The organism is Timonella senegalensis JC301, from assembly GCF_000312125.1.
GTDB lineage: Bacteria > Actinomycetota > Actinomycetes > Actinomycetales > Cellulomonadaceae > Timonella > Timonella senegalensis.
In genome coordinates this window covers 173357-191401 of sequence record NZ_HE978644.1, presented here as the reverse complement: position 1 = coordinate 191401, position 18045 = coordinate 173357, and the positions used below count along the sequence as shown (strand labels likewise).

Here is an 18045-nt window from a genome sequence, read left to right as displayed (position 1 = left end):
CTGTGGCCAGTCCCACGAGGAGATGGCCGAGGTGTAAAGAGCCGGCCTGAAAAACGGGAGGGGGCTCGCGTGCAGTGCACGCGAGCCCCCTCCGATGAGCGTCTATTTGGGCTACTGAATGAATCAGATGCTCAGGAACGCCTTAATAGGTCCAAGGACAAAGTAGACCACGAACATGAGCGCAACGATCCACATGAGTGGGTGGACCTGCTTGCTCTTGCCCTTAACGATCTTGATGAGGGTCCAGAACAGGAAGCCTGCGCCGATACCGTCGGTGATCGAGTAGGTGAAAGGCATGAGAACGATGGTGAGGAACGCTGGAAGAGCGATCTCGAAGTCGTTCCACTTAATGCCGGCAACCTGGGTCATCATGAGGAAACCAACGAACACGAGCGCAGGAGTTGCAGCCTCGTAAGGAACCATTGCCACGAGTGGTGAGAGGAAGGTAGCGAGAAGGAAGGCAGTACCAGTAACGATGGATGCCAGACCCGTACGTGCACCTTCACCAACACCGGATGCAGACTCGATGAACGCAGTGTTCGAGGAGACGGAACCAGCACCACCGGCAACAGCCGCAAGGGAGTCAACCACGAGGATCGCGGTCGTGTTAGGTGGGTTTCCCTCGTCATCCAGGAGGTCAGCCTCAGCACCCACAGCAACCATGGTGCCCATGGTGTCGAAGAAGTCGGCCAGCAGGAGGGAGAACACAAGGAGTAGAACCGCGACGATTCCGATCTTCCCAATGGCACCGAACAGCGAGAAGTGTCCGATGAGGGAGAAGTTAGGTACCGAAACGAACGAGTCAGGAATCGACGGAACGTTCAGGTTCCAGCCCTTAGGGTTCTCAGGGGACTTGCCGCCGAGCGTAGCCACCTGCTCAACGATGATCGCAACGATGGTTCCACCGAGGATCGACCAGAGCATTGCACCCTTGATCTTGCGGGCGGTGAGAAGAACGATCGATGCGAGGCCGAGAACGAACACGAGGAGTGGCCACGAGTCGACGGATCCTGCCGAACCAAGTTGAACCGGGGTTCCAGGCTGGGCGCCAGGTACGTAGTCGAACATTGCAGGAACGGTGACGAAACCTGCGTTGACCAGACCGATGAATGCGATGAAGAGACCGATACCAACGGAGATGGCAGTCTTGAGGCCCGCAGGAACTGCACGGAAGACAGCCTGACGGAAGCCGGTGAGCACGAGGATCAGAATGACGAGACCCTCGAGGACGATGAGGCCCATGCCGTCTGCCCAGGTCATGCCTGGCATCTTGACGATGGTGTACGCAACGAGTGCGTTGATTCCCAGACCAGCAGCGATTGCGATTGGGTAGTTTGCTACGGCACCCATGGCGATCGACATGATCGCTGCGATGAGGGAGGTTGCTGCCGCGATGAGCGGGATACCTGCACCTGGGATCGTTGGGTCACCCGTTGCCAGCTCGGCGCCGAGGAAGGCGCCGGTGGAGTCGGGGGTGAAGCCGAGGATAAGTGGGTTGAGGACGATGATGTAGCACATCGCGAAGAACGTGACGAGACCACCGCGGACTTCACGGCCCACGGTCGAACCACGCTCTGAGATCTTGAAGTAAGAGTCAAGGAAGCCCTTGTTTGCTGCCTTGGTATCAGTGTTCGCCATAAGCATATTGTGCACCAAAAATCCGCATAGATTTAACCTGGGCTCGATACATTCTCGGTCTGAAAAGCGGATAAACGGTATAAACAATTCGCGGCAAACGGTTAACTATGAGACGCGGATTACTTTTCGTAATGAAAAAGTTGTGAAGGTCACCGAGTGAAATTAGCCGGAATGGACTCCCAGAAACCAAGAGGGTGGCTGCCCTGCGGTTCCCACCGCAGGGCAGCCACCCTCTTAGCAACGCGCCGTGGGCGCCTAGTTCTTGGAACCCGGTGCCTCACGCTGCGGAAGCGACTGGGCAAGCTTGTCTAGGTCGAACAACGCTTGCTGCTTGTCCACTTGCTTGTCGGTCGCAGGCGCCTCCGACCTCTTCGAGGCTGCCTTTTCCTGCTCACTGCGTTCGCCCTTAGCGGGCGGAAGAGCAATGTCAGACAGTGTCAGTGGCCTGCGGGCCGCCGGTGCGGAGCCTTCAACTGTCGGAGTCGCACCGGATGAAGAAGGTGCCGCAGATGCAGCGCCACCAGCGTTACCCGCCGACCTCGTTGACCTGCGCGACCGCTTGGGCCGGGACTGGCCAATTGCAGAGCCGTCGGTGTTAGCTGAGCTGGAAACCTCGGGTTGCGCTGAAGGAGTTGCACCATTCGCTGCGCCCTCAACGGCCGCGATCGCAGGCTTTTCACCGATGGAGGCCGCAATCGAGTCAAGCGTCTTACTGACGTCCTGACGGGCTGCCTTCTCCGCGCGCTGCTCGTTGCGTTCCTCACGTGCCTGCTCACGCGACTTGGTCCGGAGTTCGGCAATCACGTCGAGTACAGCACGCCCTTCCTGCGCCTCGGAGTCCGCAGTGGATCCGTGATTACCAGCGTGACCGGTGTTCTCAGGACCGGAGGACTGCTCATTGTCAGAGGCTGAATGGTCCCGATCCCGCGATCCACGGTCGGAACGGCGCGAGCCCCTGCGCCCAGACTTCTGCGAGGCGCCGGTTCCGGAACCCTGCTCCTTGCCTGAGTGGGGGTCAGCCGACTGCAACGCGGTTGGCTCGGAATCCGCCGAGCTGTCTCCCTCGGACTTGGCTGCGTGGGCCGACTTGGCGGCTTCGGCTACCTGTGCGGCGAACGCGATGCGTTGCGCACGCTTCTCGACGTCTCCGGCGCGGTCTGCATCGCTCGCTGGAGCAAGTGATTCCAACTCGCCCTGCGCAACCTGCTCAATCGAGAGCTCGTCAATAATCGGGTGGTCGTCCGGCCACTCGCTCGCGCGGTGCGCGACGTCCGTTTCAGAGTGCGCGCCACAGCCATGGCCGAGCGCAACAACCTTGCCGTCGTCGTCCGACCACGCGTTCGAGCACACGCCAAAGACCTGCCCGAGCGAGCCCTGCAGTTTGACAAGGAACCCACAGGAGCCGCACGAGGCAGCAGACTGCAGCGATCCCGCCGAACGCGGCCCCTGCGAGCCCTCGTACCAACGCTTGGCGGCATCGTCACGACCGGTCTCCGAGAGGATTCGGGCTCGCGCTAGGGCAAGTTCCTCGATCGCAACCCGATCCTCGTCCTCGTTGCCGGTGGCAACATAGCCGGGCACCAGCCGCGGGTCGTCCTCGCGGAACGGCAGAACGTCGCCGGGGCCGATGTCTCCAGGCTGGAGACGCTCCGACCACGGGAGCCACTCGGGCGCCAGGATCGAATGCTCTGAAGGAAGCAGCGCGACCTCGCAGATCGTAGCCACTCGGGCGCGGGGCGCACGTGCGATCGTGACCGACCAGTGCCAGCCAACGTATCCGCGCATGGTGCACTCAAACTTGTGCATCGCGAACCGGTCGCCAAGCATGGTTGCGCCCACGTGTTCACCGACGTCCTGCGCGTGCTCGGCCTCTTCAAGGGCAGCACCGCGTGCAAACTCGATTGCCGCAATCAGCACGGAGTCTGGCTTGATGCGCGGACTCCTGTTGCTCGGAACGGTGGCTGTGGTCATATGTTTCTTACGCCTCGATTGCGTCTGCGATTGCGCGGAGTACGTTCGCGGTCTTTGTAGCGGAGCCCTTGTCCGGATACCGTCCGTTGCGCAGCTGGTTCCCCACGGAATCAAGCAGCTTGATGACGTCTTCTACGACGATCGCCATTTCTTCTGCTGGCTTGCGCTGGGCGCGCGCGACGGATGGAAGCGGTTCAGTGAAGGTCACAGAGAGCGCCTGCGGACCCTTACGTCCGTCAGCTACGCCAAACTCCACGCGGGCGCCCGGCTTGGGCGCTGGGGCTCCCTCGGGGAGGGCAGAAGCGTGCAGAAAGATCTGGTCTCCTTCATCAGTGGTGATGAATCCGAAACCTCGCTCAACGTCAAAAAATTTGACCTTACCGGTGGGCACGTTTACCTCGTGTACTCGACGGAACTCTGCGGCCTGCGCAAACATCCAGGTTGCCGCAAAGAAAGTTCATGAACCTTTAGGATACCTGCGCGGCCATTTCTTTGAACAATCAATACGCGCGTTCTTGCCTCTCAGCGAAACTGCCCGGCGGACTTGCCCACCCACGTAAAGTTGTTTAGATGGGCACTTTCTCGCACTCCATCCGGTCGTTTGACGATCAAGCTCTCGTCGCGCTCCTGACGCGGCGACCAGATTTGGCCTCCCCCTCCCCGGCCAACCTCGTGTCCCTTGCCGCGCGAGCCAGCAACGGGGCGAGCCTTTCGCGCGCACTCGCTTCCCTGAACGCGAGCGCTCTCGAGATCTTGGAGTCAGTGTTTATTCTGCACTCGCTCGGCCGCGGGACCTCGGAGGCGGACCTCCGCTCCGCCGTGCTTGGCGATGGAAGAGAAGGCCACGAGGGCCGAGAGGACAGCACAGGCGTCAACGGTGACAGTTCCGATGCTGCCCAGTTCAGAGCGGAGCTCTCCACGCTCACTTCCCTTGCCCTCCTGTGGTGGGACGAAGACCAGCTGCGGCTCGCACCCGGGCTTGAGGACCTGTTCGAGACGTTTCCGGCCGGCTTCGGCCCGCTCTCCTCAAACGCGGTCGCAACCGACCCCCTGCCCGCGAGCGCACCGGAGTACTCGCGCACTGTACTTAACGCCGTGCTGTGGGGTCCCCCCGTGGCGCGTGTGCCGGCCAACCTTCTGTCTACGCACGCGGCCGCGAACGAACCTCCCACCAATGAGGCGCTACGCTGGCTGCTGCACAACGCGTACCTCGAGCTCCTCGACTCGAGTCACGTCTACATCCCGCGCCAGACTGCGTTCGCTCTGAGGCAGGGCCGCACGCACCGCGGACTGAGTCTGCCTCCGCTGACCGGTCATGCCGCCTCGCTCACGCCAGAGTCCATCCAATCGGAGGCTGCCCGAGCGGCAACCGAGTCGGTTCGCTTAGTAACCGAACTCATTGCGTTGTGGGAGCGGGACCCCGCCCAGTCCCTACGCAACGGTGGCCTGCCAGTGCGCGAACTCAAGCGTGTGGCCAACTCGCTCGACCTGACATCCGAGGATGCGGTGCTCGTGTGCGAGCTGGCGCTTGCCTCGCGTCTCGTGCGGACCTCGGATGATGCGGCGAAGGACTTCTCGCCCACAGTTTCGGCCGACGACTGGCTGGCCCTGGACGTCGAGCACCGCTGGTCCCAGCTGGTGCAGGGCTGGCTGGTGTCTCAGCGGATGCCGTGGCGCATCGGCCAGCTCGACGAGCGCGCCTCCACAATCAATGCCCTGCACCCCGAGGTCCATGAGGCCTGGGTTCCGCGGCTGCGCAACAATGTCCTGTCTGTCCTGAGGGAACACCCGCTGGCCCCGATGACTCCCGAACTCGTGCTCGCCGAGTTGCGCTGGCACGCCCCGCGGGCTGCCATCACCCCCGAGTCCGTGGCAGGCCTGTTCCGTGAGGCCGAGTTCCTCGGTCTCACGGGCGCCGGCGCGCTTCTGCCTGGCACCGATGACGGCCTTGCGGCAGCACTCGCGAATGCCCTGCCCGAGCCCGTGGGCGAGATCTTTGTCCAGGGCGACCTGACCGGCATGGTGCCGGGACGCCCCACACCCCCGCTGGAGGCGCTCCTCGAGTTGTGCGCCGTGGTCGAGTCCCGCGGCGGCGCACTGACCGTGCGCTTCACGCCCGAGTCCATCACGCGCGCTTTCGATGAGGGCATGGGGGCCGCCGAAATTATCGACGAGTTGGGCATGTACTCGGTCACGCCACTGCCCCAGCCCCTCACCTACCTCATTGCCGACGTGGCTAGGAAACACGGAAACGTTCGGGTTGGCGCCATGTCCAGCTATATTCGGATTCACGACGAGGCGGCAGCAGCCGCTATCCTCTCGCTTCCCGCTTTTGCCTCCGTTGGAATATTCGAGATCGCGCCAACGGTTCTGGGAGCCAGCGCCCCCATCACCACGGTCCTGCAGCTTCTCCGAGAGGCGGGCATGGCGCCCGTGGTCGAGTCGCCGGACGGCCAGGTCATCACCGCCGACCGGCAGAGCGAAAAGACACGGGTCTCCACCCGCTCCATCCGCTCGCACCTAGACGTCAACCTCGGGGTATCCACCCCATTCCCCGGTGACGATGCCCTGGGTAAGGTCACATACCTCGGCACTCGCAAGGCGCCCCTCGGAGCCGACTCAGCGCCGCTCGCGGTAGTCGCCCAGTTGCGCGCCGAGCACGAGGCGACGCCCACCCCATCCCCAACACCACCACACGACGGCGTAACGGGCGGTGGGACCCCAGGTGAATCGTCGAAAATCAGTGACTCATCCCCCGACCAAGGCGACGAGCCCTCACTGACCATCGTGCTGCTCCGGGAGGCGATAGCCGACGGATCGCTCGTGACAATTGCGATGGCCGATTCACGCGGCACGCTGACCCACCGCACACTTAAGCCACTTAGGCTCGACTCGGGACGACTGCGCGCGGCAGATCCCGCCCGCGAATCCGAGCTCACCGTGGCGATCCACAGGATCGCGTCTGTAACCCGGCTGAACCAGCCGCACACAACCGAACCACCCGCCGGGAATTGACCGCACACCCATCGCGTTGACATCCAAGGCGTCCCCCACAAGGAGTAAACACATGCCCAACGGGCCACTGATTGTACAGAGCGACAAGTCCCTCCTGCTCGAAGTTGACCACGAGCAAGCGACCGAAGCGCGCCGCGCGATCGCCCCCTTTGCGGAACTCGAACGCGCGCCGGAGCACATCCACACCTACCGGCTCACGCCGCTGGGACTGTGGAATGCGCGCGCCGCGGGACTCGACGCCGAAACCGTGGTCAACGTGCTGATCAACTACTCGCGGTACCCGGTCCCCCACTCCATCCTCGTGGACGTGGCAGAGACCATGTCCCGGTACGGACGCCTACAGCTGACCACCCACCCGACCTACGGGCTCGTGCTGACCACAACGGACAAGGCCGTGCTCGCGGAAGTACTCAAGTCCAAGCGGACCAAGGGGCTCGTTGGCGAACGGATCGACGATTCATCTGTGATCGTGCACCGTTCCGAACGCGGAAACCTCAAGCAGGCGCTCATCAAGTTGGGTTGGCCGGCAGAGGACCTCGCCGGATATGTGGACGGTGAGAAGCACCCCATCGAGATCTCGCCCGTTGACAAGGCCAAGGACAAGCCCTGGACCATGCGCCCGTACCAGATGGGGGCGGTCGAGAACTTCTGGCACGGAGGCTCCGGAGTCGTGGTCCTGCCCTGTGGAGCAGGTAAGACGATCGTGGGCGCGGCCGCCATGGCAAAGTCCAGCACGACCACCCTTATCCTGGTTACCAACTCCGTGTCCGCCCGCCAGTGGCGCGACGAACTAATCCGCCGCACCACCCTGACCGAGGACGAGATCGGCGAGTACTCGGGCACCCGCAAGGAGATCCGGCCCGTCACGATCGCGACCTATCAGGTGCTGACCACCCGGCGAAAGGGCGAGTACACGCACCTCGAGTTGCTGGACGCCCGCGACTGGGGACTCATCATCTACGACGAGGTCCACCTGCTCCCCGCCCCGATCTTCCGCATGACCGCGGACATGCAGGCACGCAGACGACTCGGACTCACCGCAACCCTGGTTCGCGAGGATGGCCGTGAGGACGAGGTGTTCTCCCTCATTGGCCCCAAGAGGTTCGATGCCCCGTGGAAGGACATTGAGGCACAGGGCTACATTGCTCCAGCGGACTGTCAGGAGGTGCGACTGACCCTGTCAGACGCCGACCGCATGACGTACGCGATTGCGGAGCCGGAGGACAAGTACCGTCTGGCAGCCTGCGCCCCAGGGAAGGTTCGAGTCGTGCTCGATCTGGTCAAGAAGCACGAGGGCGAGCCCACTCTGGTAATCGGCCAGTACCTCGACCAGCTCGACGAGCTGGCCAAGGCTCTGGGTGCGGAGGTCATCACAGGCCAGACCCCGGTCAAGGAACGCCAGCGGCTCTACGAGGCCTTCCGCACCGGCGAGGTCACCAAGCTTGTGGTCTCCAAGGTCGCTAACTTCTCCATTGACCTGCCCGAGGCATCCGTGGCGATCCAGGTCTCCGGGTCATTCGGCTCCCGCCAGGAAGAAGCACAGCGCCTCGGCCGCGTCATGCGACCTAAGCAGGACGGTCGCACCGCCCACTTCTACACCGTGGTCACCCGCGACACAGTGGACCAGGAGTTCGCTGCCCACCGCCAGCGCTTCCTGGCGGAGCAGGGATACGCCTACTCGATCATTGATGCTGAGGACGTCTCTGCCTAAACGCGGGACGTACGGCGCGCGTTTGGTTTGGTGTGGAACGCTCCGGATGAAAGCTGACACGATGGCACGGCGCAGGGGGTATTCCCTCACACCGTGTCGTGACTTCATAGTCCTCTGACAAGCCACAACGATTGCCGACACGCAGAGTTCGGCAGTGGGCGAACTTCGCTCTATACCGTTGCGTAGGTCACTCGATGTGGTCAAAGATCAAGGTGTGAATCAATTCGCTGGTGAAGCCCAAGGTCGCGCCTTTGCTACGCGCGTGTCAAGCATCCTGTGTGCACTCTTCCTCGCTCTAGCGACAATGCTGATTGCCGCGCCGCAAGCACGTGCGGAGGAACCCCTCGACCTGCCCTCGCAGGTCTACGACCCACAAGGCGTGCTGTCCAAGCCAGACGTGGTGAAGGACAGGATTGAGAAGCTCAGCACCGAAGAGGGCATTTCGCTGTTTGTGGCCTACGTACCCGACTTTGGATCGTTGACCGTGGACGAATGGGTTAACCAGACCGTAGAAAAGTCGGACTTGCGCACCAACGACGTCCTGCTTGCGGTTGCGACCGACGCGCGCAGGTACCAGTTCTCCGTGTCCAACGACCTCCCCATGAGTGACTCCGAGTACAACGCGGCGCTGAAGGCGATCGAGGCCAACCTCAAGAACGAGAACTGGGATGGCGCGGCACTCGCCGCGGCGGACTCGCTGACCAGCGGCGGGTCCAGTTCCTCCGGCGTCAACGGCACCGGACTACTCGTTGCAGGCCTCGCCGGAGTGGCCGTGGTCGGCGGCATCGCCTACGTGACGACCCGCAAGCGCCGCAACGAGGCCGGCGCGCAGCGAGGCCCGCAGCAGGGCCAACACCCACTCGATTCCCTCTCAACAGACGAGCTCGACAAGCGCGCGTCCCGCTCGCTCGTGGCCATCGATGACGCCATCAAATCATCGGAGCAGGAACTCGGATTTGCTGAGGCACAGTTCGGTCCGGTAGAGGTCGAACCGTTCTCCAAGGCGCTGGACGCGGCAAAGAAGGACGCCAGCGAGGCCTTCAAGATTCGCCAACTCCTCGACGACGCTGATAAGGAAACCGAGCAAGAGGCCAGGCAGATGATGGCGAACATCATCGGGCTCTGCGAACGCGCCGGCAACACCCTCGAGCAGCAGTCGAGTCACTTCAACGAGCTGCGTAACCTCCAGGCAAACGTGGGTAACGTCCTGGAAAGTTCTCTGCGTGAGGCCGACGCTGTTGAGGGTCAGATCCCAGGAGCGCGCTCCGAGATTGATCGCCTCAAGCTGACCTACCCCGAATCCGCACTCGCCTCGGTCTCAGGCAACCCAGACCACGCGCAGTCCCTCATCGCGGGGGCACGTACGGCGATCAAGACAGGACAGGCAAACGTGGAGCAGGACGACCGCGCTGCAGCTGTCCTCCAGTCGCGAGCCGCAAGCGCCGCACTTGAGCAGGCTCGCAAACTGCTGCAGTCAGTCTCCACGGCCGGCACAACCCTTGCGCAGGCAAGCGTCAAACTCGACAACGCAATCGCATCGATCACCTCAGACCTCCAAGACGTTGCGCGTATCGGGGCAGGATCACCCGAGGTCGCAGTTGCAGCGCAGGCGGCGAAGGCAGCAGTAGCACAGGCCAACTCAGCCAAGAACGGCGGCGATCCACTCGCCGCACTCGTTGCACTGGACAACGCCGAGACTAACTTGGACAAGGCCCTCGAACCCGCGCGCGAGCAGGACGAGATCCGCCGCCGCGCCGCCGCCCGATTGGGCGAGCTCATCGGCCGCGCATCCTCAACGGTCCAGGGCACCAACGCCTACATCGAGGCACGCAAGGCCGCCGTCGGTTCCGAGGCACGCACCCGCCTCTCTGAGGCGGTCCGCCATCTAGGCAACGCCCAGCAGCTCGCGAACACCCGCCCGGAGCAGGCACTCAATGCCGCCCAGATGGCACAGAACATGGCCCAGCAAGCACAGCAAATCGCTGAGGAGGACGTCCGCCGATACGACGCCCAGAACCGCAACAACGGCCAGGGTGGTAACAACATGGGCGGCATGGTCCTTGGCGGCATCATTCTTGACCAAATCCTGCGCGGTGGTGGCGGCGGAGGCGGTGGAGGCTTCGGCGGAGGCAGCTCAGGCGGCGGCTTCGGCGGTGGTTGGGGCGGCGGAGGCGGCTTCGGTGGTGGTGGCGGCGGAGGCGGCTTCGGCGGCGGAGGTGGCCGTCGTTCTGGTGGTGGACGCTTCTAACTGGACAGCAGAACCCTCACCCGGCAGCTACCCCAAGAAAAGATGTGGACGCGGCGGACTCGTACAGAAGCTTCGTCCTAGCACCAAGGATTTACTTGCTGTACTGCTTTACAAGACATCCCCGCACGGGGAGCAATCCGATAATCCGGAAGGAAAACCATGGCACAGAAGCAGAGCATCTTCGGACGCATCTCCCAGCTCCTCAAGGCAAACATCAACGCACTCATCGATGGCGCTGAGGACCCAGAGAAGATGATCGACCAACTGGTGCGCGACTACACCAACCAGATCGCCGAGGCAGAGCAGGCGATCGCAACCACGATCGGGAATCTCCGCCTTGCTGAGCAGGACTACAACGAGGATGTCAACGCAGTGAAGGAGTGGGGCCAGAAGGCCCTCGCCGCTTCACAGCGCGGCGACTCCTTCCGTTCCCAGGGCAACACCACCGAGGCTGATCGCTTTGACAACCTGGCCAAGGTTGCTCTGGAGCGCCAGGTCCAGGCAGAGTCCGAGGTCAAGACCGCGCAGCCAATGATCGACTCGCAGCGCGACACGGTTGAGAAGCTCAAGATGGGCCTCGGCCAGATGAAGGAGAAGTTGAACGAGCTCAAGAACAAGCGCGACTCGCTCGTAGCACGCGACAAGTCCGCCAAGGCTCAGCAGCAAGTTCAGTCCGCTATCTCGAACATCAATGTCCTCGACCCAACCTCTGAGATCTCACGCTTCGAGGAGCGTGTGCGCCGCGAGGAGGCCAAGGCACTCGGACAGCAGGAGATCGCAGCGTCTTCCATTGAGGCTCAGTTCAAGGACCTCGAGGTCTCCGCAGAGAGCATCGAGGTGGAGAACCGACTCGCCGCTCTGAAGGCCGGCAACCGTGCCGCCCCTGAGATCGAGTCGACCTACGTTACCGAGCACTGATGCGGTGGTGATCACCCGTTCACAGGGTGATTGAGAGCAACTCGAGGGGTGTTTCGTGGCCAACTTGGTCACGAAACACCCCTTTCTCGTCCCACCGGCAATAAAGTGGGAGGCATGTCTAATGAAATATCGCGGTCAGGCCGCAAGACTTACTTGCTGGTCGATGGGGAGAACATCGACGCAACCCTTGGTCTTAACGTCCTGGGACACCGACCTAACCCGGACGAGCGCCCACGCTGGGATCGCATCGCCGAATTTACTGCTGAAGTTTTCAACCAGCCCGTCACATCACTTTTCTTCCTCAACGCCTCGTCTGGTCAGATGCCAATGCCTTTCGTGCAGGCGCTTCTTGCCATGAACTACCGCCCCATTCCACTTTCTGGCACTGCCCAGGAAAAGGTTGTGGACATGGGTATTCAGGCAATGCTCGAGGCAATCGGCGAGGGCGACGGAGACGTCCTTCTCGCAAGCCACGACGGTGACTTCATCCCGCAGATCGAGGCACTCCTGGACCGGGGACACCGCGTAGGCCTTCTCTGCTTCCGCGAGTTCGTCAACGCTCAGATGGCTGCACTCGAGGAGAAGGGGCTGCGCTTCTACGACCTCGAGGACAACGTTGGCGCTTTCAACACGATCCTGCCTCGCGTTCGGATCATCCCAATCCACGAGTTCAACCCGCTGCGCTACATCTAGCACGCAGAGTTTGGCAGTCGAGCAGTTCGCAGTTCTGCCGTATTACCTCATCCGAGTGGGTGGGCCCAAGCACAGGGTCCACCCACTTGCTTTTTCGCCCCGCTCCCCCCAGCCTTCACTCAGTCACTATCCAGAAAACTGATGCATGCTAGTTGTATGGGAACTCCAGAGGCACGTCTAGTTATCGTTGATGATGAACCAAACATCCGTGAGCTGCTTTCGACCTCGCTGCGTTTTGCTGGCTTTGAAGTGTTCGCTGCTGACGATGGTCAGAGCGCGCTAGAACTCATCACCAACATGCAGCCTGACCTGATCGTCTTAGACGTCATGCTGCCGGATATGGACGGTTTCACTGTAACCCGGCGCCTCCGCGAGCGCGGAATCCACACCCCTGTACTGTTCCTTACCGCGCGTGACGACACCGCAGATAAGATCAGCGGGCTCACCGTGGGCGGTGACGACTACGTGACCAAGCCTTTCTCCCTTGAGGAGGTAGTGGCTCGCATCCGCGCAGTCCTCCGCAGGACCCGCCAGGTCGAGGAGTCCGACGCGATCCTCCGTTTTGCTGACATCGAGCTCGACGACGACTCGCACGAGGTACGCCGCGCCGGAGTGGTCATTGACCTGTCCCCCACGGAGTTTAAACTCTTGCGCTACCTCATGCTCAACGCCGGTCGTGTGCTGTCTAAGACGCAGATTCTCGATCACGTGTGGGACTACGACTGGGGTGGTGACGCCAACATTGTGGAGTCGTACATCTCGTACCTGCGCCGCAAGATCGACAACCTCGTTGGACTCGACGGACGGCCGGTGGAACCACTGATCACCACCAAGCGCGGAATCGGTTACCTCCTGCGAAAGCCAACCTCAAGATAGCGCCATGACTCTTCCTTCGACCCACCCATATACTCCGGCGGGTTCGAGTGAGTTCGAGGACGGCGAGCTTGCGGGCCCTGTGCGTTCCTACTTTGCTCGCTTGTCACTCCGCACCCGCCTGACCGCGACCGTGGTCATAGTCTTGCTCATTGGACTCGCCATCGCGTCCCTGCTGACTACCACGCTGCTCAAGAGCTACTTGATCAGGCAGGTGGATGATGACCTCACCACCACCTACTCAGCGATCTCGAGCCAACTGATCGCAGAGCAAGGCTCGTCCTCGTTCCTGCCAAGCGACTACTACCTCCAGTTCAAGTTGTTCGGCGGCGAGACCAAGGCCTGGTACATGAACTCGACGATCGAGAACCATTCCCTTCCCGACCTTTCCGCCTACATCACGACCGGCCCAGGGCCATCGAATGCCCCGTCAGCTCCGTTCACTACCAAGGCCGTCCTCAATGACACGGAGTGGCGGGTCCTGTACCGGCAGGTAGCGACGCAGGGCCAGGGCACCATCGGGGAAGCCTACGTGGCGCTACCGCTGACTGACACCTACGCGATCATCGACCAAATCCAACGCGTTCTCCTACTTTCCGGCCTCTTCATCGCGGGAATCGGTGGCTCGGTTGGGCTCTATGCCGTGGGTCGCTCGTTGCGGCCGCTCCAGAACATTGAGAAGACTGCTGCGCAGATTGCGCAGGGAGATCTTTCACGACGAGTCCCTCAAGCGCCGTCGTCCACTGAAGTTGGCAGTTTGGCTAAGTCACTCAACACAATGCTCGAGCGCCTTGAGCACTCGTTCTCCGCTCAGGAGGCATCGGAGCGCAGAATGCGACAGTTTGTCTCCGACGCTTCGCACGAGTTGCGCACGCCGCTCGCCACGATCCGTGGATACGGTGAGTTGTACCGCATGGGTGCGTTAAAGGACGCTGACGCTATGGACGACACAATGCGCCGCATTGAGGACTCTGCCAGCCGCATGGGGAACCTCGTAGAGGACCTTCTACATCTTGCGCGTCTCGACGAGCGTAAGGCGATGAAGTCTGAGCAAGTCGACCTGGCGGTTCTCGCCCTCGACGCAGTGAGCGACCTGAAGGCTCTCGACCCTAGCCGCGCCCCTCGCATCACGGAACTCGTGCCCGGCGTTCCTGCCCGTACAACCTCCGTCACGGGCGATGAGGACAAGCTCCGTCAGGTGTTTGCCAACCTCGTGGGCAACGTCTACCGGCACACGCCTGAGGGCTCCCCCGTAGAGATCGCCCTGGGCACGTTAACTGCTCCCCCACACGATCTCGGGCGCAAGCCTGACAGTGGGGTGGCGGCTCCGCTTCCACCCGAGAATGCCACCGGAAATGGTCAGGCCAACCGCGAGATTGTGGTGGTTGAGGTACGCGACCACGGCCCGGGCATCAGCTCCGAGCACGCGGACCGCGTGTTCGAACGGTTCTATCGGGTTGATTCCTCGCGCAACCGAAAGTCTGGCGGTTCCGGGCTCGGCCTAGCAATCGTCTCGGCGATCCTGCACGCCCACAATGGCACCGTGCGCGTCTTCGAGACTCCTGGTGGCGGTCTCACAGTACGACTGGAGATACCCGCGAGTGCAATTACACCCCTCTGACCTGCACAGGCGCGTGCTCGCAGAAAGGTGACGTACGGATCTCCCACTGAGGTAGCGACATTAGCTGTTGGGAGGACTACGATAACTCTCTGGGTCAATACGCAGCGGCGTTCAGCCACTGGACGGTAAAGGTGTGTTTCTACGCGCACCTTGCTAGATTGGCCAGATAACCGTCCGTCAAAAGGAACACGATGTTTGCGCAGACTACTGAGGCTCCTCAGTGGCTCCTATCCTCTTGGATTCGAAGTTGTCAGGCGGCGGGCGCTACCGCAAATGAGCCCGAGCTCGTAGCTATTTGCCGGGGTCTCTTGAATCGCTGGAGCGAGGAAGATCGCACCTACCACGGGCTCAAGCACCTAGTTGACGTACTGTCGCACGTTGACGAACTCGCTGAAGAAGCGGCCGATCCCGACCTTGTACGGCTTGCCGCGTGGTACCACGGTGCTGTCTTCTCTGCGGCTGCAAAGGTTGCGTACGCAAACGCCGCCGGTGAGGACGAGGAAGCAAGCGCCGCACTAGCTCGCAAGCAACTCCTGGAGATCGGTGTTCCTGAGGAACGAGTCGAGAAGGTCGCAAGTATGGTGACCAAGCTCGTCCGGCACAAGGCTGTGAAGGCAGATACGGACTGCGCTGTGCTCGTTGACGCGGATCTGGCCATCCTCAAGTCCGACCCTCAGCGTTACAAGTTGTACCTCAAGGCAATCCGCGACGAGTACGCACACATTCCGCCGATCGACTTTGTTCGTGCTCGGCTACGCATCGTCACCAAACTCCTTGAGCGGGATCAACTCTTTTCCACGGCTGCGTCGCACGCATGGGAGGACCCTGCACGCCAAAACCTCGTGGCAGAGCAGGCACGACTGGTCAAGGAACTCAAGAAGCTCGAAGACTCCCAAGAATCCGTTGGGGAGCCTGAGGAAAAGTAGTTCACCCTGCAGTGGAAGCGCGCGCCAAATAGGCTCACAGTTGTCCACAGCCACTCATTCACCTGGGGAAGCCCTGGTTGTCCACAACGGCGACCGGGGCTTCTGCCTTCCCTAGGAAGACTTCCATAGCGTTGGCGAGTCAACCCGCACCACCAACCGAAGGGAAGTTTCCATGTCCTCATTCTCCGTAGACACCGCCCAAGTAAGCGCAGCAAGCGCCAACGTCCGCCGCTCAGTCGACTCCATTCGCTCCGAGGTATCCGCAATGATGGCCCACCTGACCAACCTCCAGAGCTCTTGGAAGGGCGACGCAGCAGTCCAGTTCCAGGGCGTGGCCACCAACTGGCGGAACACTCAGGGACAGGTCGAGACCGCCCTCGAATCGATTAACCGCGCACTGGACGCAACCGCAAACACCTACCTCGATGCAGAGTCCAACGTCCGCGGTTTCTTCCGCGCCTGACGATCCCCCTACTCCCCTCGCACAACTCCACGCGCGCAACGCAGAGGCGGCCCCCGGAAATCTCCGGGGGCCGCCTCTGCGTGAAATAAGCTACGAGCTCGGGCTAGATCAGAAGCCCATGTCGCCCATGCCAGCGCCCTCAGGCATTGCTGGAGCCTTCTCAGGCTTGTCAGCAACGATTGCCTCAGTGGTGAGGAACAGAGCGGCGATCGAGGCAGCGTTCTGCAGAGCGGAACGGGTTACCTTGACTGGGTCGTTGACGCCAGCTGCAAGCAGGTCCTCGTAGACGCCGGTTGCGGCGTTGAGGCCCTGGCCTGAAGGAAGCGAACGAACCTTCTCAGCCACAACTCCACCTTCGAGACCAGCGTTGATCGCGATCTGCTTGAGTGGGGCGTCGATTGCCGCGCGAACAATGGCTGCACCGGTAGCCTCGTCACCTTCAAGGGCGGTCAGAGCCTCGGTCGCGAATGCCTTTGCGCCAGCCTGGATCAGGGCAACGCCACCACCGGCGACGATTCCCTCTTCAACGGCAGCCTTTGCGTTACGGACTGCGTCCTCGATGCGGTGCTTGCGCTCCTTGAGCTCAACCTCGGTTGCTGCGCCAGCCTTGATGACTGCAACACCGCCGGCGAGCTTAGCGAGGCGCTCCTGGAGCTTCTCGCGGTCGTAGTCGGAGTCCGACTTCTCGATCTCGGAGCGGATCTGCTTGACGCGGCCAGCGAGCTGGTCTGCGTCGCCTGCACCCTCGACGATGGTGGTCTCGTCCTTGGTGACTACGACCTTGCGAGCCTGGCCGAGCAGGTCGAGGGTTGCGGTCTCAAGCTTGAGTCCAACGGTCTCGGAGATGACCTGACCACCGGTGAGGATTGCGATGTCCTGCAGGATGGCCTTGCGGCGGTCACCGAAGCCAGGAGCCTTGACGGCAACCGACTTGAAGGTGCCACGGATCTTGTTGAGCACGAGGGTAGCGAGTGCTTCGCCCTCTACGTCCTCGGCGATGATGAGCAGCGAACGACCCTGCTTCATGACCTGGTCGAGGAGTGGGAGCAGGTCCTTGACGTTAGCGATCTTGGACTCGACGAGTAGGATGTATGGGTCCTCGAGGACTGCTTCCTGGCGCTCTGGGTCGGTCTCGAAGTAGCGTGCAAGGAAGCCCTTGTCGAAGCGCATACCCTCGGTGAGCTCGAGCTCAAGGCCGAAGGTGTTCGACTCCTCAACGGTGATGACACCTTCCTTGCCAACCTTGTCGAGAGCCTCGGCGATGAGCTCACCAATCTGGCGGTCACCGGCGGAGATTGCGGCGGTTGCTGCGATCTCTTCCTTGGTCTCGATCTCCTTGGCTGCTGCGTGCAGCTCGGTGGTTACAGCAGCTACAGCAGTCTCAATACCACGCTTCAGCGCGATTGGGTTGGAGCCTGCGGCAACGTTACGAAGTCCTTCGCGAACGAGTGCCTGAGCAAGAACGGTCGCGGTGGTCGTACCGTCACCCGCGACGTCGTCAGTCTTCTTGGCAACTTCCTTGACGAGCTCGGCACCGATCTTCTCGAAAGGCTCCTCAAGTTCGATCTCCTTAGCGATGGACACACCATCGTTAGTGATCGTTGGGGCGCCCCACTTCTTGTCGAGAACGACGTTACGGCCCTTTGGGCCAAGGGTGACCTTCACGGTGTCAGCGAGGACGTTAAGTCCACGCTCCATGCCGCGACGAGCTTCCTCGTTGAAAGCAATAAGCTTTGCCATTGTGGGAAAATCCTCCGCTTGTGGCTGGTGGTGGTTTGCGATGCCCGCGACGGACGAAGACTACTCAGCAGTTCATGTCACTGATGGGCAGCTTCTCACCGGCAAACCGAAGTTTGTTGTCACTCTAACCATGAGAGTGCTAACTCCATTATTGGCACTCTCCCCCATCGAGTGCAAGAAGCGAGGTGGCGGGAACGCCAGATTTCGCTGTCGGCATTTCGCTGTCGG

13 protein-coding genes are annotated in these 18045 nt (G+C 61.6%); 9 read left to right on the top strand and 4 right to left on the bottom strand.

What is annotated here, in order from left to right; translation table 11 throughout:
- Nucleotides 1–123: 123 nt before the first annotated feature.
- The 3 genes from HGSM_RS11580 to HGSM_RS11570 form a co-directional block, all read right to left on the bottom strand.
- Entirely contained in the window at nt 124–1638 is a 1515-nt protein-coding gene (locus HGSM_RS11580; RefSeq protein ID WP_040595133.1) for an NCS2 family permease, read from the bottom strand.
- Between the two features lie 255 nt (nt 1639–1893).
- Nucleotides 1894–3609: a DUF3027 domain-containing protein gene (locus tag HGSM_RS14205; RefSeq protein WP_019148932.1), complete on the bottom strand. Its 1716-nt coding sequence runs from the start codon at nt 3607–3609 to the stop codon at nt 1894–1896.
- A gap of 7 nt (nt 3610–3616) precedes the next feature.
- Nucleotides 3617–4000, bottom strand: coding sequence for a cold-shock protein (locus tag HGSM_RS11570; protein WP_040595214.1), 384 nt, complete (start codon nt 3998–4000; stop codon nt 3617–3619).
- Between the two features lie 179 nt (nt 4001–4179).
- On the opposite strand from HGSM_RS11570, the gene HGSM_RS11565 reads away from it, so the two are divergent.
- The 9 genes from HGSM_RS11565 to HGSM_RS11525 all read left to right on the top strand — a co-directional run bounded on the left by HGSM_RS11565 (nt 4180) and on the right by HGSM_RS11525 (nt 16077).
- A complete protein-coding gene (locus HGSM_RS11565; RefSeq protein ID WP_019148930.1) occupies nt 4180–6624 on the top strand; it encodes a helicase-associated domain-containing protein in 2445 nt (814 codons plus the stop codon).
- Nucleotides 6625–6676: 52 nt separating this feature from the next.
- The gene (locus HGSM_RS11560) at nt 6677–8335 is read left to right on the top strand and encodes a DNA repair helicase XPB (protein ID WP_019148929.1); all 1659 of its coding nucleotides are present in this window, start codon (nt 6677–6679) and stop codon (nt 8333–8335) included.
- Between the two features lie 214 nt (nt 8336–8549).
- On the top strand, nt 8550–10583 hold the full coding sequence (locus HGSM_RS11555) for a TPM domain-containing protein (RefSeq protein ID WP_019148928.1): 2034 nt from the start codon (nt 8550–8552) through the stop codon (nt 10581–10583).
- A gap of 159 nt (nt 10584–10742) precedes the next feature.
- On the top strand, nt 10743–11501 hold the full coding sequence (locus tag HGSM_RS11550; protein ID WP_019148927.1) for a PspA/IM30 family protein: 759 nt from the start codon (nt 10743–10745) through the stop codon (nt 11499–11501).
- Between the two features lie 114 nt (nt 11502–11615).
- Complete coding sequence (locus HGSM_RS11545; RefSeq protein ID WP_040595132.1) at nt 11616–12194, top strand: NYN domain-containing protein; 579 nt, start codon at nt 11616–11618, stop codon at nt 12192–12194.
- 156 nt (nt 12195–12350) lie between these two features.
- Nucleotides 12351–13070 (top strand): response regulator transcription factor, encoded by a 720-nt coding sequence (locus tag HGSM_RS11540; RefSeq protein WP_019148925.1) that lies wholly within the window; start codon nt 12351–12353, stop codon nt 13068–13070.
- A gap of 4 nt (nt 13071–13074) precedes the next feature.
- Complete coding sequence (locus HGSM_RS11535) at nt 13075–14688, top strand: sensor histidine kinase (protein WP_019148924.1); 1614 nt, start codon at nt 13075–13077, stop codon at nt 14686–14688.
- 191 nt (nt 14689–14879) lie between these two features.
- The gene (locus HGSM_RS11530; protein ID WP_040595130.1) at nt 14880–15614 is read left to right on the top strand and encodes an HD domain-containing protein; all 735 of its coding nucleotides are present in this window, start codon (nt 14880–14882) and stop codon (nt 15612–15614) included.
- A gap of 172 nt (nt 15615–15786) precedes the next feature.
- Nucleotides 15787–16077: a WXG100 family type VII secretion target gene (locus tag HGSM_RS11525; RefSeq protein ID WP_019148922.1), complete on the top strand. Its 291-nt coding sequence runs from the start codon at nt 15787–15789 to the stop codon at nt 16075–16077.
- A 108-nt stretch (nt 16078–16185) separates the two neighbouring features.
- On the opposite strand, the gene groL is transcribed toward HGSM_RS11525, so the two are convergent.
- The gene (groL, locus tag HGSM_RS11520) at nt 16186–17817 is read right to left on the bottom strand and encodes a chaperonin GroEL (RefSeq protein ID WP_019148921.1); all 1632 of its coding nucleotides are present in this window, start codon (nt 17815–17817) and stop codon (nt 16186–16188) included.
- Nucleotides 17818–18045 lie beyond the last annotated feature (228 nt).